Origin of the sequence: Amycolatopsis sp. CA-161197, assembly GCF_050942255.1 — a bacterium.
In the GTDB taxonomy this organism is placed as follows: Bacteria; Actinomycetota; Actinomycetes; order Mycobacteriales; family Pseudonocardiaceae; genus Amycolatopsis.
Genome location: NZ_CP192059.1, coordinates 3,832,269 through 3,852,431, shown reverse-complemented (window position 1 = coordinate 3,852,431; position 20,163 = coordinate 3,832,269). Strand labels below are relative to the sequence as shown.

The window sequence follows — 20,163 nt, the reverse complement described above, 5'->3', positions numbered from 1 at the left end:
TCAGCGCCCCTTTTCCGCGCGGTCTTCGGTGCGGAACTGCGACCGCAGGTACACGGCGAGGATCAGCACCACCACGATCACGACGACGAGTCCCATCGCCGCGGCGTAGCCGATCTCGCGGTTCTTGAAGGCTTCCAGGTAGATGAACAGCACCGGGACCATCGTCTTGCCGCCCGGCCCACCGGCGGTGAGCACGTAGACCAGCGAGAACGAGTTGAAGTTCCAGATGAAGTTGAGCGAGGTGATCGACGTGACGATCGGGCGCATCGCCGGCCACGTCACGGCCGTGAACTTCCGCCACGCGCCCGCGCCGTCGACCGCCGCGGCCTCCAGCAGCTCGCCGGGGATCTGCTGCAGCCCGGCCAGCAGCGTCACCGTGGTCTGCGGCATCCCGACCCACACGCCGACGACGATCACCGCCGGCAGCGCCGTGGAGAAGTCGCCGAGCCAGTTGATGTCGCTCGGCAGGCCCACCGCGCCGAGGAACGCGTTGAGCGGCCCGCCGTTCGCGGAGTAGATCATCTGCCACATGATCGCCACGACCACGGGCGGCATCGCCCACGGCACGAGCGCGAGCACCCGCGTCAGCCCCTGCAGCTTCAGGCCGGAGTTGAGCAGCAGCGCCAGGCCCATCGCCGCCGCGAGCTGCAGCAGCGTCACGCCGACGGTCCAGATCATGCCGATCCGCAGCGAGTCCCAGAACAACGCGTTGCCGCCGAGGCGGGCGAAGTTGTCGAGGCCGGCGAAGCTGTAGTCGGGGTGGCGCACGAGCCGGGCGTTGGTGAACGCCAGGAACACGCCGACCACGAGCGGCGCCACGCTCAGCACCAGGATCGGGATCAGCGACGGCAGCACCAGCGCGATCGCCTCCCGCCGGCGTGTGCGCGCCATCGGCTTCACGCGTTTTTTGGACCGCGGGGCCGGGGGCTGCGCGGTGGGGCGCTTCGGCTCGGTCAGGGACGGGGTCGTCATCGGTCACCTCGCTCGGTCCCGGGAATCAAAGTGGGTGCAGGGGGCACGGCCGGTTCGGTTCGCTCGGGCGCCGGCCGCGAGGGCCGTTCGCCGGTGGAGCACCCGTCTTCGGCCGGGCGTTTTCGGATGCCCACAAGCCGCACTGTCATCGCGCACCCCGTTCGGTGGCCGTTGTGGTGGATTCGCGCACCACGAGCTCCGCACCCACCGACACCTGCCGGGCCGGCTGGCCGGGGTCGTCGGCGAGCTGCAGCATCAGGCGGGCCGCGGCGCGCCCGCGTTCGCTCGCGCCGAGGGACACGCTGGTGAGGCTGGGCTGGAAGACGCGGCCGATCTCGGTGTCGTCCATGCCGGTCACGGCGATGTCCTCCGGCACGGACAGACCGAGTTCCCGCACGGCGCGGATGGCGCCGATGGCGAGCAGATCGTTGGCCGCGACGAGCGCGTCCAGCTGCGGCACGCCCTCGGGCACGCGCGCCAGGATCCGGCGGGCGGCCTCGAGGCCGGCGCCGACGGTGAAGTCCTCGGCGGTCTCCCGCTCGATGCGCTCGGCCGCGAGGTCGCCGGCGTTGACCGCCGCGTCGAAACCGCGCTGGCGCGAAGCACCGGGCGTGGTGTCGAGGGGACCGTTGAGAAAGCCGATGCGGCGGCGGCCGATGGCGTGCAGGTGGCGCACCGCCTCGCAGATCCCGCCCGCGGAATCGGTAGACACGGAGCTGATACCGCGGTCGTCCATCGCGCGCCCGATCACCACGACGGGCACGGGGGCCTGCTGGATCTCGGTGATCAGGCCGTCGTCGGTGCGCAGCGGGCTCACGATCATGCCGTCCACGAAGCCGCTGCCGAGGCTGCGCACCAGCTCGATCGTCGAGTCGGAGGTGTCCCCGGTCGACATGACGACCACGCGGTAGCCGTGCGGCGCCAGCACCTCGTGGATCGCCCGCATCATCTCGACGTAGACCGGGTTGCCGATGTCCGCCACCGCGAACGCGACCTGGAACGTCTTCTTCATCCGCAGCGACCGGCCGATCGCGTCGGCGCTGTACCCGAGCTCTTCGGCTGCGGCCCGGACGCGCTCGACCATCGCCCTGCTCGCACCCACGCCGTGCAGCGCACGGGAGGTGGACGCCAGGGACACCCCGGCGCGCTCGGCCACCTGGATCAGCGTGGCCCGTGTTGACGTCATCGTCGTTCGTACCTCGGTAGTGGTCTCGCGGATTTGGAAACGTTTCCAATTCGCGATCGGGCCGTTGGAAACGTTTCCAACGGGATTAATCACGATAGTGCACCCCGCGGAGCCACCGTGTCAACCAGCGGTACACCACACCGTGACCTCCGCGCCCGGCCGACGCCTGCGACCTGCGGCGCGGCGGTTTTCCGGCCACTGAAAAGGGGGCGGAGACCCGTGGTCCCCGCCCCCTTCGGAGGTCACCGGGAGCCCGAAGGCCCCCGCGTCACGCTCAGACCAGGTCGTAGCGGTCCAGCATCATGACCTTGTCCCACGCGGCGACGAAGTCCTTCACGAACTTCTCCTTCGCGTCGTCCGCGGCGTAGACCTCGGCCACGGCCCGCAGCTCCGAGTTCGACCCGAAGAGCAGGTCGACGCGGCTGCCGGTCCACTTGACCTCGCCGGTGGCGCGGTCGCGGCCCTCGAAGGCCTCGCCATCCTCCGACACCGTCTTCCACTCCACGCCCATGTCGAGCAGGTTGGCGAAGAAGTCGTTGGTCAGCGCGCCCGGCGTCTCGGTGAACACGCCCTGCTTCGACGCCTGGTAGTTGGCGCCCAGCACGCGCAGGCCACCCACGAGCACGGTCATCTCGGGCGCGCTCAGGTTGAGCAGGTTCGCGCGGTCGATGAGCAGGTACTCGCTCGGCAGGCGGTTGCCCTTGCCGCGGTAGTTGCGGAAGCCGTCGGCCTTCGGCTCGAGCGGCACGAACGACTCGGCGTCGGTCTGCTCCGCCGTCGCGTCGGTGCGGCCCGGGGTGAACGGCACCGTGATGGTGACGCCCGCGTCCTTCGCGGCCTTCTCGACACCCGCGGCGCCGCCCAGCACGATCAGGTCGGCCAGGGAGATCTTCTTGCCGCCCGACTGGGCCGCGTTGAAGGCCTCCTGCACACCTTCGAGCGTGGTCAGGACCTGCGCCAGCTCGTCCGGGTTGTTGACCTCCCAGCCGCGCTGCGGCTCGAGGCGCAGGCGGGCACCGTTGGCGCCACCGCGCTTGTCCCCGATGCGGAACGTCGAGGCCGACGCCCACGCGGTGGACACGAGCTGGGCCGTGGTGAGGCCCGAGTCGAGCAGCTTGGCCTTGAGGTCCGCGACGTCGGCGTCGGTGACCAGCTCGTGGTCGACGGCCGGCACGCGGTCCTGCCAGATGAGGGCCTCGTCCGGGACGAGCGCGCCGAGGTAGCGCTGGACCGGGCCCATGTCGCGGTGCGTCAGCTTGTACCAGGCGCGGGCGAAGGTGTCCGCGAACTCCTGTGGGTTCTCGTAGAAGCGGCGCGAGATCGGCTCGTAGATCGGGTCGAAGCGCAGCGCGAGGTCCGCGGTCAGCATGCCGGGCGCGCGGTTGAGCTCACCGGTCTCGGGGTCCGGCACGGTGTTCGCGGCGGCGCCGTTGGCCGGCTTCCACTGGTTCGCACCACCGGGGCCGGTTTCCAGCTCCCACTCGTACTCGAACAGGTTGTGGAAGAACCAGTTGCTCCACTTGGTCGGAGTCGGGGTCCAGGTGACCTCGATGCCACTGGTGATGGCGTCGCGGCCCTTGCCCGAGCCGAAGCTGTTCTTCCAGCCCAGGCCCTGCTCCTCGAGCGGCGCGCCCTCGGGCTCGGCGCTGACGAACTCGTCGGCGTCGGCGGCACCGTGGGTCTTGCCGAAGGTGTGGCCACCGGCGATCAGGGCGACGGTCTCCTCGTCGTTCATCGCCATGCGGCGGAACGTCTCGCGGATGTCGCGGCCCGAGGCCACCGGGTCCGGGTTCCCGTTCGGGCCCTCGGGGTTGACGTAGATCAGGCCCATCTGCACGGCGGCCAGCGGGGCCTCGAGCTCGCGGTCACCGCTGTAGCGCTCGTCGCCCAGCCAGGTGCGCTCCGGGCCCCAGTACACGTCCTGGTCGGGCTCGTACACGTCGGCGCGGCCACCGGCGAAGCCGAAGGTCTTGAAGCCCATGGTCTCCAGGGCGCGGTTGCCCGTGAAGATCATCAGGTCGGCCCACGAGATCTTCTTGCCGTACTTCTTCTTCACCGGCCACAGCAGACGGCGGGCCTTGTCCAGGTTGCCGTTGTCCGGCCAGCTGTTCAGCGGGGCGAAGCGCTGCATGCCGGCGCCCGCGCCGCCGCGGCCGTCTTCGATGCGGTAGGTGCCGGCGCTGTGCCACGCCATGCGGATCATGAAGCCGCCGTAGTGACCGAAGTCCGCGGGCCACCAGTCCTGCGAGGTGGTCAGGACCGCGTCGACGTCGCGCGCCAGTTCGTCGAGGTCGACGGTCTGGAACTCCTTGGCGTAGTCGAAGTCCTCGTCCATGGGGTTCGCCACGGCCGAGTGCTTCCGGAGGATCGAGAGGTTGAGCTGGTTGGGCCACCAGTCACGGTTGCTGCCGCCCTCGGTGGGGTGCGCGATGCGCCCCGTGTGGACGGGGCACCCGCCCGCGCTCTCCACGTTCATCTCGCCGACTTCGGCGTTGGGGGTGTCAGACACGGGAATCCTTCCGGGAATCAGTGTGGGTAACGGTGTTGCAGTCGGGGCACAGGCCCCAGTAGATGACCTCGGCCTCGTCGATGACGAAGCCGTGGTCGTCCGACGCGGTCAGGCAGGGCGCGGCGCCGACCGCGCAGTCGACATCGGCGATCGCACCGCACGACCGGCACACGACGTGGTGGTGGTTGTCCCCCACCCGTGCCTCGTACCGCGCGACCGAGCCCTCGGGCTCGATCCGCCGCACGAGACCCGCGGAGGTCAGGGCGGCCAGGACGTCGTAGACGGCCTGGTGGGACACCTCGCCGAGATCCGCGCGCACGGCACCGATGAGCGACGCGGTGTCGGCGTGGGGATGATCGTGCACCGCGGACAGCACCGCCATCCGAGGACGCGTCACCCGCAGAGCCGCTCCGCGTAGCATGCGCTCGAAGTCCGAAGTCGTTGGCACGCCTGGCAGTGTGCCGCAGCTTCTGGAATCAATCAAGAATGACCCGCCGTCGTGAACCTGCCGGATGACCCGCTCCCACCGTCACACGCTGGGGGGTCGCCGTAAACTTACAGTCACGGAAACTTCGCGCGAACCCGGGTGAGCCCGGAGGTTTCCCGCTGCCGGCGGCCACTCTGGACGTTCAGGCACCGGTGTCCGGGCGGCGCGAGGTCCGTACCGGTTTCGCACCCGCCGGGCTTTTCGCGACCGGGCTTCTCGCCCCGGTCGTCTTGGCGGCGGCGTCCTTCACCGCCGGACGCCGCGTGCGCGCGAAGTGGCCCAGACCCGACTCCAGCAGCCGGGCGGCGCGGAGCACGTCGGTGGTCACGGCACCGCGGATCCGGGCCGGCGTGCGGCCCGCGTCCACGTGCTTGGCGAGGCTGCCGAACTGCACGCGCCACAGCCCGGTGAGCGCGATCGCGGCGAGCTGCGGCTCCGGGTCGGCGGTGGCCAGGCCCGCGCGCACGGCCAGCAGCCGCGCGGCGCCGGCGGCGAGCTCGTCGAGCAGCTCGCGCTGGTAGGCGGCCAGCGCCGGCGTGGAGCGGATCAGCTCGCCGTAGCGGCGGAACCCCGCGCCCGCGGCGCGGCGATCACGCTGGTCCTCCAGCCAGCCGGTGACCGCGGCCAGCTCGCCGGCGAGGATGCGCAGCACGGCTTCGACGGGCGTGCGGGCCGGGTCGCCGAGTTCGACGCGCAACGCGGCCAGCGTCGCGTCGGGCCGGTCGAGGATGAGGGACTCCTTGGCGGGGAAGTAGTTGAAGACGGTCTTCTCCGAGACGCCGCCGGCCCGCGCGACGTCGGCGACGCGCACGGCGTCGAAGCCGCGCGCCAGGAAGAGCTCCGTGGCGGTGTTGACGAGCAGGCGCCGGGTCTCGCGCTTCTTGCGCTCGCGCAGGCCCTCCGCGGGAGCCTCGTCCCGCGGGGTCCGCAACGCCGCCCAGTCGACCCGCCGTCCGCCCACGGAACCGAGAATAGCTTGAGGACACGGGATTTCCGGCGAGTCAGCGGCGCGGCACGCTGCCCCGCACGGCCCATGCCCGAGCCGTGAGGGTGATCGTGCCGTCCGCGGCGATCGGCAGCCGGGCGCGCAGGAGGTCGCGCAGGGCCCGGCGGTGGTCTTCGGGCAGCTGCACCGCGTACGCGGGCGCCGGACCCTGCCCGCCGAGGAAGGGCAGCCAGTAGTCGTCGAAGCCGGCGAACGCGGTGCGCACGCCGATCGCGCGCACCACCACGCCGGTCAGGCCCGCGTCCGTCCACAGTCGACTCAGCGGATCCGGGTGGCACAGGGGAAAGCGGCGGCCTTCGTCGAGGTCCGGGACGACCGGGTCGAGCTCGGCCGCGACGTCCCAGAACCAGCGCATCAGCTCCATGCCCTCGGCGTAGTCCCACACGTACGCGGTCACCACTCCCCCGGGCTTCACGGCCCGGACCCAGTCGGTGACCGCCCGGTGCGGATCGGGCACGAAGTTGAGCGCCAGCCCGCTCACGGCGGCGTCGAACGCGTCGCCGGGCACGGGCAGGGCTTGCGCGTCGCCGACCACGAAGGCCGCCCGCGGGTCGGCGGCCAGCCGGCGGGCGTGGGCGACGAACGGCACGGCCCGGTCGACGCCGAGGACGCCGCCGGGATCGGCCGTGGCCAGCACCGCCGACGTCAGCGCGCCGGTGCCGCAGCCGACGTCGAGCCAGCGCGCTCCGGGCGGCACGACCGTGCCCTCGAGGAAGGCCGTGGCGACCCGGCGGCTCCACCGGCCGACGTACCGCTCGTACGCCTCGCCCGACGACCAGTCGCTCATCGTCCGAACCTACGCCAGCGGGCAACCGTCCGGCTTTACATTTCTCTTCGACTTGTCAAGCTGGATGTACATCACTTACCGTCTTGTCAACCACGTCGGACAGTGTCGTTGACGGAGGAGGACGAGATGAGCGAAGTCGCGGGGACGGTGCCCGCCGGCTCCACCGAGTCGTGGACGGACCGCAAGCGGTACCTGTGGCTGATCGGGCTCGTGGTGCCCTCGCTCGCCTTCCTGGCGATCGGGCTGCACGCGGCCACCGGCTGGGGCGTGTGGTTCTGGATCGGGCCGATCGTGATCCTCGTGATCGTGCCCGTGATCGACCTGGTCGCGGGGCTCGACCGCAGCAATCCGCCCGACGACGTGCTCGAACAGCTGGAGAACGACCGGTACTACCGCTGGATCACCTACCTCTTCCTGCCGATCCAGTACGTCGGGTTCGTGGCGGCGTTCTGGCTGATCGGGCGCGGCGACCTGACCGTGGTGGACAAGATCGGGCTGGCCGCGTCCATCGGGTGCATCGGCGGGATCGGCATCAACACCGCCCACGAACTGGGGCACAAGAAGGAGAGCCACGAGCGCTGGCTGTCGAAGATCGCGCTCGCGCAGAGCTTCTACGGCCACTTCTACATCGAGCACAACCGCGGCCACCACGTCCGCGTGGCCACCCCCGAGGACCCGGCTTCGAGCCGCGTCGGCGAGAGCTTCTACCGCTTCTGGCCGCGTACGGTCGGCGGCTCGCTGAAGTCCGCGTGGCGGCTGGAGCGCAAGCGCTACGCGCGCCGGGACAAGCACCCGTTCCGCATCGGCAACGACGTGCTCAACGCGTGGCTGATGTCGGCCGTGCTGTGGGCGGCGATGCTGGTGTGGCTCGGGGTGGGGATCCTGCCGTACCTGCTGATCCAGGCCGTGGTGGGCTTCTCGCTGCTGGAAGTCGTGAACTACATGGAGCACTACGGGATGCTGCGCCGGCGGGTGGGGGCGCCGGCCCGGCGCCGCTACGAGCGGGTGGACCCGAGCCACAGCTGGAACTCCAACAACGTCGCCACCAACGTGCTGCTCTACCACCTGCAGCGCCACAGCGACCACCACGCCAACCCCACGCGCCGCTACCAGACGCTGCGGGACTTCGCCGAGTCGCCGGTGCTGCCCACCGGGTACGCGGGGATGATCGTGCTGGCGCTCGTGCCGCCGTTGTGGCGGCGGGTGATGGACCCGCGGGTGCTGGCGCACTTCGACGGCGACATCGGCCGCGCCAACATCCAGCCGCGCAAGCGGGGCGGGGTCCTGGCCCGGTACGGCACCCGCGTGACGGCCGAGGAGCGGATCGCCGCCGACACCCGCGGCGACGCCACCGAGGGCGGCATGTGCCCCGGTTGCGGCTACGTCTACGACGAACACCGCGGTGATCCGCGCGAGGGTTTCCCCGCCGGCACGCCGTGGTCGGCGATCCCGGACTCGTGGTGCTGCCCGGACTGCGGCGTGCGCGAGAAGGTCGACTTCGTGGCTCCCGGAAGGGTGGGTGCGTGATGCGGATCGAGGCGAACCGCGAGCTGTGCGCGGGGCTCGGCATGTGCGAGGCGATGGCGCCGGACTTCTTCGAGGTCGGGGACGACGGCACGGTGGTGCTGCTGGAGGAGAGCCCGGCCGAGCAGCACCGCCTGGACGTCACGGCCGCGGCCGACGCGTGCCCGGTGCTGGCGCTGAAGGTGCGGGACTGAGGTGCGTTCGCCAGTTCGCCGGGACCACACGGGAGGCGGCCTAGGATGACGATCATGAGCGGGGCACTCCGGGCCGCACCGCCCGAGGGCGGCCAGCACCGGCAGCCGATCGTCACCGCGGCCATCGAGCTGACCGCGAGCGAGGGCTGGTCGGCGGTCACGATGGCGCGGCTGGCCGAGGCCGCGGGCGTGAGCCGCCAGACCGTGTACAACGAGATCGGCTCCAAGGCCGCGCTGGCCGAGGTGATGATCTCCCACGAGCTGGCCCGCTTCCTCGCCTTGGTGCGCACCGCGTTCGACCGGCACCCCGACGACCTGGTCGAGGCGATCTACGAGGCCAGCCGCGCCGTGCTCGACCTCGCCGACGACAACACGCTGCTGCGCGCCATCGCGTCGGCGACACACGGCACGGACACAGAACTGCTGCCACTGCTGACCACGCGCGCGGGCTCGTTGCTCACCGAGGCGAAGACCATGCTGATCGAGCGCGTGCGCACCTACGGGCCGCCGCTGGACGACGAGCAGATCGCCGTGGTGATCGACCTCGTCGTGCGCACCGTGCTCAGCCACGTGATGCAGCCGTCCGACACCCCCGCCCGCACGGCCGACGCGCTGGCCTGGGTGGTCGGGCGCGTGCTGGGCACGTCGGCGGCGCGGCCTATGCGCCGCGGCTGACCGGCGGCTGGGGCATGATGGACCCGTGGAGTCGACCAGGGTGGACCGCTGGCTGTGGGCCGTACGGCTGGCGAAAACGCGCTCGGACGCGGCCGCCGCGTGCCGGGGCGGGCACGTGCGCGTGAACGACCGCCCGGCCAAACCCGCCACCACCGTCGTCCCCGGCGACGAGGTCCGCGCCCGGATCGGCCAGACCACCCGCGTTGTCGAGGTCGTCCAGGTCATCCAGAAACGCGTCGGTGCGCCCGAGGCGGCCAAGTGCATCATCGACCGCACTCCGAAACCCCCGCCGGAGGCCGCGATCCCGGTGGCGCGCCGCGAGCGCGGCGCGGGCCGGCCGACGAAGCGGGAGCGCCGCGTGCTCGACGAGTTCCGGTCGCGCTGGGGCTGAGTCAGCCCAGGGTTCGGGCGACGTACTTCGCGGCCTCGGCGATCAAGGCGTAGCGGGGTTCGTCGTCGTAGGCGGTGCGTTCGGACATGATCGCGAAGACCAGCGGGGGCGCGCCCGGCGGCCGGAGGACGGCGACGTCGTTGACGCGGCCGTAGTCGCCGTGGCCGGTTTTGCCGATCACGCGCCAGGCGGCGGGCACACCCGCGCGGATGGTCTGGGCGCCCGTGGTGCTGCGGGCCAGCCAGTCTTCGAGGAGTGCTCGCTGGTCCGGCTGGAGCGTGGTGCCGAGCACGACCGCTCGATGGTCGGCGGCCAGCGCGCGCGGGGTGGTGGTGTCGCGGGGGTCGTCCAGGGGGTCGCGGTTGAGCTCGGGCTCGTACTGGTCCATGCGGCTGGTGGCGTCGCCGAGCCCGCGCAGGTACGCGGTGAGCCCCGCCGGCCCGCCGGCGTCGCGCATGAGCAGGTTGCCGGCCGTCCCGTCGCTGTAGCGGATCGCGGCATCGCACAGCTGCCGCACGCTCATCCCGGCGCCGGCGTGGTGCTGGGTGATCGGCGAGAACGAGTTGACTTCGGCTGGGGTGTACGGAATTTTCGTGTCCAGGTAGGACAGTGGGTGGTTCTGCAGCACGGCTGCCGCGGCGAAGGTTTTGAAGGTGGAACAGAAGGCGAATCTTTCGTCGGCCCGGTAGTCCAGCGTGGCTCCGGTTTTCGTGTCGAGCGCGTGAATCCCCAGGCGGGCCTGGTACTTCCGCTCGAGGGCTTCGAGTGGGGCGGTCGACGGCGGGATTGCCGTTTTCGGTCGTGGTGCGGGGTTCACTGGGGCCGGGTTCGCACACCCGGCGATAGGTGCGGCGAGCACTCCGGCGAGCAGGGTCCGCCGGGTGATGCGATGTCGGTCCGCCACGGAAGTTCCTCTCACGATTCCGCGTCCGCCAGGGAGAAGCCCGGGTGGGGGACGCGCGGTGGGCGGCCTTCGGGGTGGTATTCGAAGTGCCACCATTCGTTGTCGTAGACGCGGTACAGGTGGTGGGCCGCGCCGTGGAGTTCGAGCCAGTGGGCGCCGTCGCGGGGGCGGATGTCGAGGGCGGTGCCGGTGACGTGGCGGGAGCTCGCCGGGGGCAGCGCGCGTCGGCGGGCCGAGGCGGCGGAGCCGGTGCGGCGGACCTCGGCGGTGAACAGGCGGTCCTGGGCGCCGGCGTCGCGGTGGCCGGAGGTGAGCCCGAGGAGGGTGCCGTGGTGCCAGAGGGCCGCGCAGCGGGCCGCGACGAAAGCGGCGTGGGTGCCGGGCGACAGGCCGCTGAGGTTCTCGGACGGGAAGCGGATGCGGAGCGCCCAGGAGCACGCGACGGATCGTCCGAGGCCGGGCGCGACCAGGCAGGCCGGTGGCCACAGCGCGAAGGCGAGCAGTCGCGTGATCACCCGGTAGCCGAGGTCACGACGCCGCGAATAAGGGTCCGAAGTGGACGGTTTCATGACTCCCCCAGGAGAACGTCTCATCCCAGCGCGTTCACCGCGGCCGCCGTGGCGCGGGCGACGAGGGCGTCGTCGATGGGGGCGTCGGTGGCGAGGTGGTCGGAGAACACGACGAACACGATCGGCGCGCGGCCCGGGGGCCAGGCGATCGCGATGTCGTTGCGGGTGCCGCGGTCGGCGGTGCCGGACTTGTCGGCGACCTGCCACCCCGAAGGAACGCCCGCGCGGACGAGGTTGGTGCCGGTGGTGCTGGCGCGCATGGTGTTCGTCAGGACGGTGCGCAGCGGCGCGGCCAGGGTGTCGCCGAGGGCGACCGTGCGCAGCGACCGGGCCCAGGCGCGCGGGGTGGTCGTGTCGCGGAGGTCGCCGGGCGTGGTTTCGTTCAGGGTGGGCTCGGTGCGGTCGACGTGGGTGGTCGTGTCGCCGATCGAGCGCAGCCACGTGCCCAGCGCGGCCGGCCCGCCGAGCTCGCGGAAGAGCAGGTTGCCGCCGGTGTTGTCGCTGTAGCGCAGGGCGGCGTCCATGATCGCGCCGAGCGTCATGCCGGCGCCCGCGTGTTTTTCGGTGATCGGCGAGTTCGCGACGACGTCGCCCGGCCCGTACTTGATCACGCGGTCGAGCCCCGCCGTCCCCACCTTCTGCAGCACAGCCGCGGCACTGAACACCTTGTGCGTCGACGCGTACGCGAACCGCTCGTCCGCGCGGTAGGCGACTTCGCGACCTGAGCCGGTGTCCACGACGTACACGCCGAGCCGGGCGCCGAACGACCGTTCGAGATCGGCGAACGCTTGGTTCGAGACCGTCGGCGAAGCGGAAGTGACGGGCGGCGCGGCGGGCGGCAGAGCCTGCGGCGCGCCGCATCCCGCCAGCGCCACCAATGCCACCGCTGCCACCACAGACTTGCTGAACACCGGGTTCCCCCTTCGGAAGTGATCGACATCCGCAGTCTCACCGAGGTCGTTCATGCTGTCCAAGACAGAAGTGGCCCCTTCCATGCGGAACGGGCATACAGTGTGGTCGTGGACCTGATCGGAAGCTGCCGCGCGTTCGTCGGCGTGAGCGAGACCGGGAGCTTCACGGCGGGGGCGGCGGTGGCCGGCATCCCCCAGCCCGTGGCGAGCCGCCGGATCGCAGCGCTCGAACGCCACCTCGGCGAGCGCCTCTTCGACCGCGCGACGCGAAGCGCCCAGCTCACGCCGTTCGGCCGCGACATGCTGCCGTCCGCGCGGCGCCTCGTCCACCTCGCCGACGCCATGGAGCACGACGCGAAGCGCGCCAAGCTGCGTCCGCTGCGCCTCGCCGTGCCCGGCACCTGCCCGACGCGTGACCTGGCGGAGCTCGACGCCGAGGCCCGCGCGCTGGGCATCTTCCTCGAGTTCCGCCCGGCGCCGCCCGGCGAGCGCGCCGAGCTCGTGCGCACGCAGGACGTGCGCGCCGCCCTGGTGGCCGTGCCCGAGACCGAGGCCGTGTGGACGGTGCCGCTCGGCGTCGCCGCGACGGAACGCCAGCAGCTCCCGCCCGTGGTCCACCTCGAGACGCTGCGCGCAGGCCGTGCCACGAAAGCCGAGCGCCGCCGCGTGTGGATCCAGCCCGAGGACGACGTGCCCCACATCCGCGATCGCGTGTTCCGCGTCCGCGACGCCGTCGGGCTGCAACCGGCCCAGGTCTCCGTCGCCGATTCCCTGACGGCCGCCGCGGCCGCCGTCTACAGGTCCGCCGACCTGCTCCTGTGCTCCCCCGCGCAGGCCACCGAGCTCGGCCTGGGCTGGCGCCCCCTCGGCGACGCCTCCCTCGCCCGCGGCTTCGACATCGCCGCCGCACTCGGCGAAGACGCCCACCACCTGCGCACCCGGCTGCGGTCCGGCATCGCCCGCTGCCTCGGCGCCTCCGACGAGGAGACCGTGTGAACACCGAATCCCTGCTCCGCGACCTCCGCGAACAACTCGACGACGGCGGCCTGCGCGGCTCCTTCCTCGTGCGCGACCTCCACACCGGACACGAGATCGGCCTCGACGCGGACTGGGAGTTCCCCAGCGCGTCGCTGGTCAAGGTGCCGCTCGCGGCGGCGACGCTGGAGCGCATCCGGCGGGGCGAGCTCGACGGCGCCACACAGCTGGAGGTGGAGCCCGGGCGGGTCACCACCGCCGGGCCGGCCGGGCTGGCGCGGTTCCGCCACCCGGCGCGCGTGGCGATCGACGATCTGCTCTACCTGAGCGTGGCGGTGAGCGACGGCACCGCGGCCGACGCGTTGTTCGAGCTCACGCCGCCGGCCGAGGTCACGCGGATGCTGCGCGAGTGGGGCATCGACGGCGTCTCCGTGCGGCACCCGACGGCGGAGCTGGCCGACACCCCCGCGGAACGGTTCGAGCCCGGCGAGGTGCACCTCGCCCACGCGCTCGCCATTCGCGCGGGCACGGCCGGGCGGGGGCACCCGGTGTCGCAACTGGACGTCAGCCGGGCCAGTGCCGGGTCGGCGCGGGCGTATGTGGCGCTGCTGGAGGCGTTGTGGCGGCCGTCCGAAGTGGACTCCGAGGTGGCGGCGCGCACCCGGGAGCTCATGGCCCACAACCTGCTGCGCCAGCGGCTCACGCCGGATTTCGGGTCCGACGCGACGAAGTGGTCGTCCAAGACCGGCACGCTGCTGAACCTGCGGCACGAGGTCGGGGTCGCCGAGCACGCCGACGGGCAGGTGTTCGCGGTGGCCGCACTCACCGAGTCGCGGGTGCCGGCGGCGATCCAGCCCGAGGCGGAGATCCTCATGGCCCGGGTCGCGCGCACGATGCGGGACCACCTGCGGTCGCGGTGAACCTCAGCCCAGGCGGTCGAACCAGCGGTCCACGACCGCGTCGGCAACGGTGGTGTCGTCGCGCAGGATGCTGGTGAGCGCGAGGCCCCGCAACAGCATCAGCAGCGACTCGTTGCCGACGCGATCGTCCCCTGTGGACTCGAACGCCTTGCGCAGCTCCCGCCCCAGCTCGCGTTCGGCGGGCAGCAACGCCGCGCGCAACGCCGGGTCGGTCCGCGCGCCGAGCCAGAGTTCCAGCCCCGCCAGGAACAACGGCCCCGACATCGCCTCCCGCAACGCGGTCACCAGCTGCCGCCGCGAGTCGGCGCCGGCGAGCCGCACCCGCGCCAGCTGCTGCTCGGCGATGTAGTGGATCGCCGCGACGAACAGGTCCGCCTTCGACCCGAAGTGGTGCAGCAGCGCGCCGCGCGACACGCCCGCTCGCTCCTGCACGCGCTGCGTCGTCGTGCCGGCGTAGCCGAACTCGACCAGGCACGCGACGGTGGCGTCCAGCAGGGTCTGGTGGGTGCGCGCTCGTTGTTCGCTGCGGCTCACCCGGGCAGCCTACCGTCCTCGTTGACAGTCCGGACGGACTGTGAAAACCTCCCGGCATGCTCGCTGTGGAGTTGGTGCGCCGGGGTGCCCAGCGCTTCGCGGACCGGACGGCCGTGGTAGTCGGCGACCGGGAGTTCTCCTTCGCCGAGGTCGACGAGCGCGCCAGCCGCCTCGCGAACGCGCTGCTCGCCGCAGGGGCCGGCCGCGGCACGAGGGTGGGGCTGCTGGTCGACAACGGCGAGTGGTCCGTCCCGCTCGACTTCGCCTGCCTCAAGGCCGGCGTGACCCGGGTGCCGCTCAACGCCCGCCTCGCCGTGGCCGAACAAACCCGGATGCTCGCCGAAACCGGCGTCACCCTGCTCGTGTACTGCAAGCCCCTGGCCGAACGCGCCGCGGAACTCGCCGAAGCCCTCGACGGCCTGCGCCTGGCCGGGCTCGGCGACCGCCTGCGCGCCCGGGACCTCGACCTCGTCGCCGAGCTGGACCGCGTTCCGGCGGCCGACCCGTGCATCCGGGTCGCACCGGACGACGTCGTGCTCGCCCTCTACACGTCCGGCACCACCGGCACCCTCAAGGCCGCGCAGCACACGCAGGCCAGCTACGCCGCGATCACCACGAACATCCTCGCCAACCTCCTCTCCCCCGGGCCCGGCTCGGCGATGCTGCACGCCGCGTCGCTCATCCACGCCAGCGGGACTTTCGTGCTGCCGTACTGGATCCGCGGCGGCCGCGCGGTCGTGCTGCCGGGTTTCGACCCCGGGTCCTATCTCGACTCGATCGCCCGGCACCACGTCACCGAGGTCAACCTCGTGCCGACGATGCTGGGCCTGCTGCTCACCGAGTCCAGTGTGGACCTTTCTGCGGTGGACACCATCGTCTACGGCGCCAGCCCCATGCCGAAGCCGCTGATCCAGGAGGCGATGGAGCGCTTCGGCCCGAAGTTCGTGCAGTACTACGGCCAGACCGAGGCACCGCTGTGCCAGACGGTGCTCGGCAAGGCCGACCACCTGCGCGGCGAGCTGCTCGGCTCGTGCGGCCACCCGGCCGTCGACGCGGAACTGGTGCTCACCGACCCGGACGGGAATCCGGTGCCGCGCGGGGAGATCGGGGAGATCCGCGTGCGCGCGCCGTTTACGATGAGCGGGTACCTCGACGCGCCCGAGCTCACCGCCGAGACCCTCGTGGACGGCTGGATCCGCACGCGCGACCTCGCTCGCGCCGACGAGCGCGGATACCTCTACCTGGTCGACCGCGCGAGCGACATGATCGTGACAGGCGGCTACAACGTCTACCCGCGGGAGGTCGAGGACGCACTGGCCGCGCACCCGGCCGTCGCCGAGTCCGCTGTGGTCGGCGCGCCCGACCCGACGTGGGTCGAGGCGGTGACGGCGTTCGTTGCCCTGCGGCCGGGAGCCGCGGTGTCCGAAGAGGACTTGCGTACGCACGTGCGCGGCCTGCTCGCGGGGTACAAGGTGCCCAAGAGCGTGCACGTAGTCGACGCGATCCCGAAGTCGGCGGTGGGCAAGATCCTGCGCCGTGCCCTGCGTGATCCCCTCTGGGAGGACCGATGACCGTCCTGGTCGAAAAGCGCGGCCCCGTCACGATCGTGACGATCGACCGGCCCGAACGGCGCAACGCCGTCGACCGCACCACCGCTTCGGCGCTGGCGGACGCTTTCCGCGCCTTCGACGCCGATCCCGAGTCCTCGGTCGCCGTGCTGCAGGGCTCCGGCGGCACGTTCTGCGCGGGCGCCGACCTCAAGGCCGTGAGCGAAGGCCGCGGCAACCGCACCGAACCGTCGGGCGACGGCCCGATGGGCCCGACGCGGCTGCGCCTGAGCAAGCCGGTCATCGCCGCCGTGAGCGGCCACGCCGTGGCGGGCGGGCTGGAGCTGGCGATCTGGTGCGACCTGCGCGTGGCCGACGAAACCGCCGTGTTCGGCGTGTTCTGCCGGCGCTGGGGCGTGCCGCTCATCGACGGTGGCACCGTTCGGCTGCCGCGTCTGATCGGCCAGAGCCACGCTTTGGACCTGATCCTGACCGGACGCCCGGTCGCCGCCGACGAAGCACTCCGGATCGGACTTGCCAACCGCGTCGTTCCCGCCGGCCAGGCCCTCGACGCGGCCGTCGAGCTGGCCCGGAGCCTGGCGGCTTTCCCGCAGACCTGCCTGCGCGAGGACCGCGCGTCGGTACTCGAACAACACGGCGCCACCGAAGAACAGGCCCTGGCCAACGAGTTCGGCCACGGCCTGGTGTCCCTCGCGAGCGACACCGTCGCCGGCGCCACCCGCTTCACCCGCGGCGCCGGCCGCCACGGCTCGTTCGACGCGTGACCCCGGGGCGGGGCACAGCAAACCCCGCCCCGGATCCGTCACGCCGCGACGTAGCCCGCGTCCAGCTCCCGATGCAGGGTCACGCGGTCGATGGCCTTCTCCCACTTGCCCACGACCAGTGTGGCCACGCAGTTGCCCGCGATGTTGGTGAACACGAACGCGGCCGACAGGACACTGTGGACACCCAGCACCAGGGCGATGCTGCTGACCGGGATCGTGTGCGTGGCCGCCAGGGTCAGCGCCAGCACCGCGATGGCCGAGCCCGACACGCCGGCGCCGCCCTTGGACGTCAGGAGCAGCACGAACAGCAGGCCCAGCTGGGCCTGCCAGCTCAGGTCCGTGCCGGTGGCCTGGGCCAGGAACACGCTCACCGCTGCGAAGTACAGGCAGGTGCCGTCGTGGTTGAAGCTGTACGCGGTGGGCAGCACGAGCCCCACCACCGGCTCGTCGACGCCCAGCTTTTCCAGCTTCGCCGTGAGCTGCGGGAAGACGCTTTCGGACGAGCTCGTGCCGAGCACCAGTACCAGCTCTGCGCGGAAGTAGCGCAGCACCTTCCACAGGCTGACCCCGGCGTAGTGCGACACCGGCCACAGCACGAGCACGAAGAACAGCACCACGATCAGGTAGAACACCCCGACCAGCTTGCCCAGCGGCAGCAGCGTGCTCAGCCCGTACTTCGACACCGTGAACGCGATGGCCCCGAACGCGGCGAACGGCGCGAGCCGCATGACCTTCTTGATGATCCAGAACAGCGACTGCTGCACGGTGCCGACGATGTTCAGCACCGGCTGCGCCTTCTCGCCCAGCGCGGCGAGGCCGCAGGCGAACAGGACCGAGAACACCAGCACCTGCAGGATCTCGCCCTTGGCGAACGCGTCGACGGCCGACGTGGGCACGAGGCTCACGAGGAAGTCGTCGAAGCCCTCCGACTTGGCCGGCGCGGCCGAGGCGGGGGCGTGCAGCGACGACGGGTCGATGTTCATGCCGATGCCGGGCTTGAGCACGTTGACCACCACGAGGCCGATCACCAGCGCGATCGTGGTGATCACCTCGAAGTACACAATGGACTTCACCGCGATGCGGCCGACCTTGCCGAGGTCGCGCACGCTGGCGATGCCGTGCGTGACCGTGCAGAAGATGATCAGGCCGACGACCATCTGGATGAGGTGGATGAAGATGTCGCCGAGGAAGTCGACGTGGTGGCCGACCGAGGGCGCGAGCACGCCCACGAGCACGCCGACGACGACGCCGGCGAGGACCTGGAAGGTCAGGTCCTGGTAGAACGGCTTGCGCTTGCGGGTCTGCCCGGGGGCGCCCGTGGACGTGGTTTCGCTCATCGTCTTCCGGTTTCTCCGTTGAAATGTCCGGTGGGGAGGGAACTAGCCGAGGATCTGCCGGGCCGGCGCGAACACCTCGTCGGCGCCGAGGCGGCGCGGGAGCAGGCCCTGTTCGAGGCACGCGTCGACGATCAGCTCGATCGGGCCGCTCAGGTTCTCGAAGCCGAACATCGTGGGGACCGGCGCGCCGTCGGGCCGCTCGACGGTCGCGTCGGCGCGGCGCAGCAGCTCGTAGGCCTCGCGGACGGCGCCGGGGTCGCGGCGGCTGAGCGACTCCCCCGCGACGACCATGTGGTTGATCGGCATGAAGCCGTGCTCGCGCCACCACTGCTCATCACGCGTTGCGGCGTCGGGGATCACGCGCACGAACTCGTCGCCTTCGGGCAGGTCGTTGCCGAGGATGGTGGCGTCGATGCGGCCTTCGCGCAGGAGGTCGGGCAGGCTCGAGTCGCCGACGCCGTGCTCGACGAAGTCGGGGTCCTCGTACTCCGCGACGTGGGCGCCGTCGCGGGTGAGCCAGTGGATGTCGCGCGAGGCGAGGCCGAAATCCTCGGTGAGGTGCGCGCGGACCCACATGCCGGTGGTCTGCGTGAAGGCGCGCACGCCGATGCGCTTGCCCTTGAGCCCGGCCGGGTCCACCGGGCGCGACGCGTGCGCGATGAGGCAACCGCGCTGGAACCGCGACGCGACCACGACCGGCAGCAGCACCACGGGCCGGCCGTAGGCGATCGCCTGCAGCGCCGTGACCACGGCCAGCTCGCTCAGGTCGTAGGCCTCGTCGCGCACCATCGGCGCGAACGCCTTGTGCACCGGGGAGACCGCGGTGAAGTCGAGCTCGACCGACGGGCTGGTGACCTCGCCGTTCTTGAGCGGCTTCGTGTGCGGGTAGTCCGCGAGGACGGTCCGCAGGATCGTGGGCTCAGGCACGGCTCGCACCCTTCAGCGACGGGTAGAAGGCGGCGGCGGTCCCGCCGAAGATCTGGTCGAGGTCGGCTTCGGGCAGCACGGACACCGTCTCGCGGGCCTCGGCCAGCAGGTCGGGCAGCACGCCGTCGGCCGCGGGGAAGTTGGAGCCCCACGCGATGCGGGCGGCGCCGTAGGCCGAGACCAGGTCGGTGAGGAAGTCCTCGGTCGTGGACGCGCCCTTCGCCGACGCGGCCAGCGCGCGGTGGGTGAGCTTGAGGTGCACGCCGGGGTAGGCGGCGAGGTCGAACAGGTCCTTGGCCAGGCGGTACGGCCGCCCGTCGGACAAGTCGGGGCGCGCGCAGTGGTCGAGCAGCACCCGCACCCGCGGGAACCGGTCGAGGATCTCGCGCAGCTTCGGCAGGCCCTGGATCGTCATCTGCAGGCACACGGGGATGTCGTGCTTCTCGGCGTGGGCCCAGGCGGGGAACGAGTCCTCGTGGCCGAGCCAGTCGGCCTGGCCGGGCATGGTCGTGCCGGTGGTGAACAGGCGGAAGCCCGAGAGGCCGAGGCCCTGCCAGTGGTCGATCTTCTCGACGGCGTCCGGGGCCATCGCGTCGATCGAGTAGACGCCCGCGAAGCGGTCGGGGTGACGGCGCAGCGCTTCGGCGACGTAGCGGTTGTCGTGGCCGTACACCGTGGACGCCTGCACCACCACGGCCTGCGCGATGCCCGCCGAGTCCAGCGCCCGCACGAGGCCGTCGATGTCCACCGGGTGCGCCTTCGACCACTCGCTCTGCTTGCCGCCGATGGGGTCGACCGGGTACTGGCCCGCGTCCGGGGAGATGACGTGGGTGTGCGAGTCGATGATGTCCATGTGACCTCCTGTGAACCGGCGATTCGGCGCAGCACCGGATCCTCGGCGACCCGGCTCGGAGCCCGCGCGCTCCGGCAGATCGGGACCATACACGATTGTTAACAATCTCGTACAAGATTGTGGGGACGATTTCGTTGAGGATCACGGTGCGCATCACTCCGCGAACACAG

21 protein-coding genes are annotated in these 20,163 nt (G+C 71.6%); 8 read left to right on the top strand and 13 right to left on the bottom strand.

Annotated features, from left to right (window positions below; all coding sequences use genetic code 11):
• The 6 genes from ACQPXB_RS18405 to ACQPXB_RS18380 form a co-directional block, all read right to left on the bottom strand.
• Window positions 1–972: a carbohydrate ABC transporter permease gene (locus ACQPXB_RS18405; RefSeq protein ID WP_366578257.1), complete on the bottom strand. Its 972-nt coding sequence runs from the start codon at window positions 970–972 to the stop codon at window positions 1–3.
• A gap of 145 nt (window positions 973–1,117) precedes the next feature.
• A complete protein-coding gene (locus ACQPXB_RS18400; protein ID WP_432853652.1) occupies window positions 1,118–2,158 on the bottom strand; it encodes a LacI family DNA-binding transcriptional regulator in 1,041 nt (346 codons plus the stop codon).
• Between the two features lie 274 nt (window positions 2,159–2,432).
• The gene (katG, locus tag ACQPXB_RS18395; RefSeq protein WP_432853649.1) at window positions 2,433–4,667 is read right to left on the bottom strand and encodes a catalase/peroxidase HPI; all 2,235 of its coding nucleotides are present in this window, start codon (window positions 4,665–4,667) and stop codon (window positions 2,433–2,435) included.
• A complete protein-coding gene (locus ACQPXB_RS18390) occupies window positions 4,660–5,115 on the bottom strand; it encodes a Fur family transcriptional regulator (RefSeq protein WP_366578252.1) in 456 nt (151 codons plus the stop codon). Before ACQPXB_RS18390 ends, katG begins: the two co-directional genes overlap by 8 nt.
• Window positions 5,116–5,296: 181 nt before the next feature.
• Window positions 5,297–6,115 carry a TetR family transcriptional regulator gene (locus tag ACQPXB_RS18385; protein ID WP_432853646.1) on the bottom strand — a complete coding sequence of 273 codons (819 nt, stop codon included), beginning with the start codon at window positions 6,113–6,115 and terminating at the stop codon, window positions 5,297–5,299.
• A gap of 40 nt (window positions 6,116–6,155) precedes the next feature.
• Window positions 6,156–6,947 carry a class I SAM-dependent methyltransferase gene (locus tag ACQPXB_RS18380; protein WP_432853644.1) on the bottom strand — a complete coding sequence of 264 codons (792 nt, stop codon included), beginning with the start codon at window positions 6,945–6,947 and terminating at the stop codon, window positions 6,156–6,158.
• 126 nt (window positions 6,948–7,073) lie between these two features.
• On the opposite strand from ACQPXB_RS18380, the gene ACQPXB_RS18375 reads away from it, so the two are divergent.
• From ACQPXB_RS18375 to ACQPXB_RS18360, 4 genes are read left to right on the top strand one after another with little or no spacing between them, the layout of a single operon-like run.
• Window positions 7,074–8,474, top strand: a complete 1,401-nt coding sequence (locus ACQPXB_RS18375; protein WP_432853641.1) for a fatty acid desaturase — start codon at window positions 7,074–7,076, stop codon at window positions 8,472–8,474.
• Window positions 8,474–8,665: a ferredoxin gene (locus ACQPXB_RS18370; RefSeq protein WP_366578244.1), complete on the top strand. Its 192-nt coding sequence runs from the start codon at window positions 8,474–8,476 to the stop codon at window positions 8,663–8,665. The genes ACQPXB_RS18375 and ACQPXB_RS18370 overlap by 1 nt, the downstream gene beginning before the upstream one ends.
• A gap of 45 nt (window positions 8,666–8,710) precedes the next feature.
• Window positions 8,711–9,340, top strand: coding sequence for a TetR family transcriptional regulator (locus ACQPXB_RS18365; protein WP_432853636.1), 630 nt, complete (start codon window positions 8,711–8,713; stop codon window positions 9,338–9,340).
• Between the two features lie 25 nt (window positions 9,341–9,365).
• Window positions 9,366–9,731, top strand: coding sequence for an RNA-binding S4 domain-containing protein (locus ACQPXB_RS18360; RefSeq protein ID WP_366578241.1), 366 nt, complete (start codon window positions 9,366–9,368; stop codon window positions 9,729–9,731).
• A 1-nt stretch (window position 9,732) separates the two neighbouring features.
• On the opposite strand, the gene bla (ACQPXB_RS18355) is transcribed toward ACQPXB_RS18360, so the two are convergent.
• From bla (ACQPXB_RS18355) to bla (ACQPXB_RS18345), 3 genes are read right to left on the bottom strand one after another with little or no spacing between them, the layout of a single operon-like run.
• On the bottom strand, window positions 9,733–10,635 hold the full coding sequence (gene bla, locus ACQPXB_RS18355) for a class A beta-lactamase (RefSeq protein WP_432853633.1): 903 nt from the start codon (window positions 10,633–10,635) through the stop codon (window positions 9,733–9,735).
• An 11-nt stretch (window positions 10,636–10,646) separates the two neighbouring features.
• Window positions 10,647–11,204 carry a D-alanyl-D-alanine carboxypeptidase family protein gene (locus tag ACQPXB_RS18350; RefSeq protein WP_432853630.1) on the bottom strand — a complete coding sequence of 186 codons (558 nt, stop codon included), beginning with the start codon at window positions 11,202–11,204 and terminating at the stop codon, window positions 10,647–10,649.
• A 20-nt stretch (window positions 11,205–11,224) separates the two neighbouring features.
• The gene (bla, locus tag ACQPXB_RS18345) at window positions 11,225–12,115 is read right to left on the bottom strand and encodes a class A beta-lactamase (protein ID WP_432853627.1); all 891 of its coding nucleotides are present in this window, start codon (window positions 12,113–12,115) and stop codon (window positions 11,225–11,227) included.
• Window positions 12,116–12,217: 102 nt separating this feature from the next.
• On the opposite strand from bla (ACQPXB_RS18345), the gene ACQPXB_RS18340 reads away from it, so the two are divergent.
• Together ACQPXB_RS18340 and ACQPXB_RS18335 are read left to right on the top strand one after the other, a co-directional pair.
• Window positions 12,218–13,111: a LysR family transcriptional regulator gene (locus tag ACQPXB_RS18340; RefSeq protein WP_432853624.1), complete on the top strand. Its 894-nt coding sequence runs from the start codon at window positions 12,218–12,220 to the stop codon at window positions 13,109–13,111.
• Window positions 13,108–14,010 carry a serine hydrolase gene (locus tag ACQPXB_RS18335; protein ID WP_366578232.1) on the top strand — a complete coding sequence of 301 codons (903 nt, stop codon included), beginning with the start codon at window positions 13,108–13,110 and terminating at the stop codon, window positions 14,008–14,010. Before ACQPXB_RS18340 ends, ACQPXB_RS18335 begins: the two co-directional genes overlap by 4 nt.
• A 3-nt stretch (window positions 14,011–14,013) precedes the next feature.
• On the opposite strand, the gene ACQPXB_RS18330 is transcribed toward ACQPXB_RS18335, so the two are convergent.
• The gene (locus ACQPXB_RS18330; RefSeq protein ID WP_432853621.1) at window positions 14,014–14,544 is read right to left on the bottom strand and encodes a TetR/AcrR family transcriptional regulator; all 531 of its coding nucleotides are present in this window, start codon (window positions 14,542–14,544) and stop codon (window positions 14,014–14,016) included.
• Between the two features lie 56 nt (window positions 14,545–14,600).
• On the opposite strand from ACQPXB_RS18330, the gene ACQPXB_RS18325 reads away from it, so the two are divergent.
• A complete protein-coding gene (locus ACQPXB_RS18325) occupies window positions 14,601–16,115 on the top strand; it encodes an AMP-binding protein (protein WP_432853618.1) in 1,515 nt (504 codons plus the stop codon).
• Window positions 16,112–16,876: a crotonase/enoyl-CoA hydratase family protein gene (locus ACQPXB_RS18320; RefSeq protein WP_432853615.1), complete on the top strand. Its 765-nt coding sequence runs from the start codon at window positions 16,112–16,114 to the stop codon at window positions 16,874–16,876. Before ACQPXB_RS18325 ends, ACQPXB_RS18320 begins: the two co-directional genes overlap by 4 nt.
• 38 nt (window positions 16,877–16,914) lie before the next feature.
• On the opposite strand, the gene ACQPXB_RS18315 is transcribed toward ACQPXB_RS18320, so the two are convergent.
• From ACQPXB_RS18315 to ACQPXB_RS18305, 3 genes are read right to left on the bottom strand one after another with little or no spacing between them, the layout of a single operon-like run.
• On the bottom strand, window positions 16,915–18,213 hold the full coding sequence (locus ACQPXB_RS18315; RefSeq protein ID WP_432853612.1) for a cation:dicarboxylate symporter family transporter: 1,299 nt from the start codon (window positions 18,211–18,213) through the stop codon (window positions 16,915–16,917).
• A gap of 42 nt (window positions 18,214–18,255) precedes the next feature.
• On the bottom strand, window positions 18,256–19,140 hold the full coding sequence (locus ACQPXB_RS18310; protein ID WP_432853609.1) for a hypothetical protein: 885 nt from the start codon (window positions 19,138–19,140) through the stop codon (window positions 18,256–18,258).
• On the bottom strand, window positions 19,133–19,993 hold the full coding sequence (locus ACQPXB_RS18305) for an amidohydrolase family protein (protein WP_432853607.1): 861 nt from the start codon (window positions 19,991–19,993) through the stop codon (window positions 19,133–19,135). Before ACQPXB_RS18305 ends, ACQPXB_RS18310 begins: the two co-directional genes overlap by 8 nt.
• Between the last annotated feature and the right edge of the window lie 170 nt (window positions 19,994–20,163).

Coding starts and splice junctions, on each gene's coding strand:
- ACQPXB_RS18405 (WP_366578257.1), bottom strand. CDS start 972: ATGACGACCCCGTCCCTGACCGAGCCGAAGCGCCCCACCGCGCAGCCC.
- ACQPXB_RS18400 (WP_432853652.1), bottom strand. CDS start 2,158: ATGACGTCAACACGGGCCACGCTGATCCAGGTGGCCGAGCGCGCCGGG.
- ACQPXB_RS18380 (WP_432853644.1), bottom strand. CDS start 6,947: ATGAGCGACTGGTCGTCGGGCGAGGCGTACGAGCGGTACGTCGGCCGG.
- ACQPXB_RS18375 (WP_432853641.1), top strand. CDS start 7,074: ATGAGCGAAGTCGCGGGGACGGTGCCCGCCGGCTCCACCGAGTCGTGG.
- ACQPXB_RS18370 (WP_366578244.1), top strand. CDS start 8,474: ATGCGGATCGAGGCGAACCGCGAGCTGTGCGCGGGGCTCGGCATGTGC.
- ACQPXB_RS18365 (WP_432853636.1), top strand. CDS start 8,711: ATGACGATCATGAGCGGGGCACTCCGGGCCGCACCGCCCGAGGGCGGC.
- ACQPXB_RS18350 (WP_432853630.1), bottom strand. CDS start 11,204: ATGAAACCGTCCACTTCGGACCCTTATTCGCGGCGTCGTGACCTCGGC.
- ACQPXB_RS18325 (WP_432853618.1), top strand. CDS start 14,601: ATGCTCGCTGTGGAGTTGGTGCGCCGGGGTGCCCAGCGCTTCGCGGAC.
- ACQPXB_RS18320 (WP_432853615.1), top strand. CDS start 16,112: ATGACCGTCCTGGTCGAAAAGCGCGGCCCCGTCACGATCGTGACGATC.
- ACQPXB_RS18315 (WP_432853612.1), bottom strand. CDS start 18,213: ATGAGCGAAACCACGTCCACGGGCGCCCCCGGGCAGACCCGCAAGCGC.
- ACQPXB_RS18305 (WP_432853607.1), bottom strand. CDS start 19,993: ATGGACATCATCGACTCGCACACCCACGTCATCTCCCCGGACGCGGGC.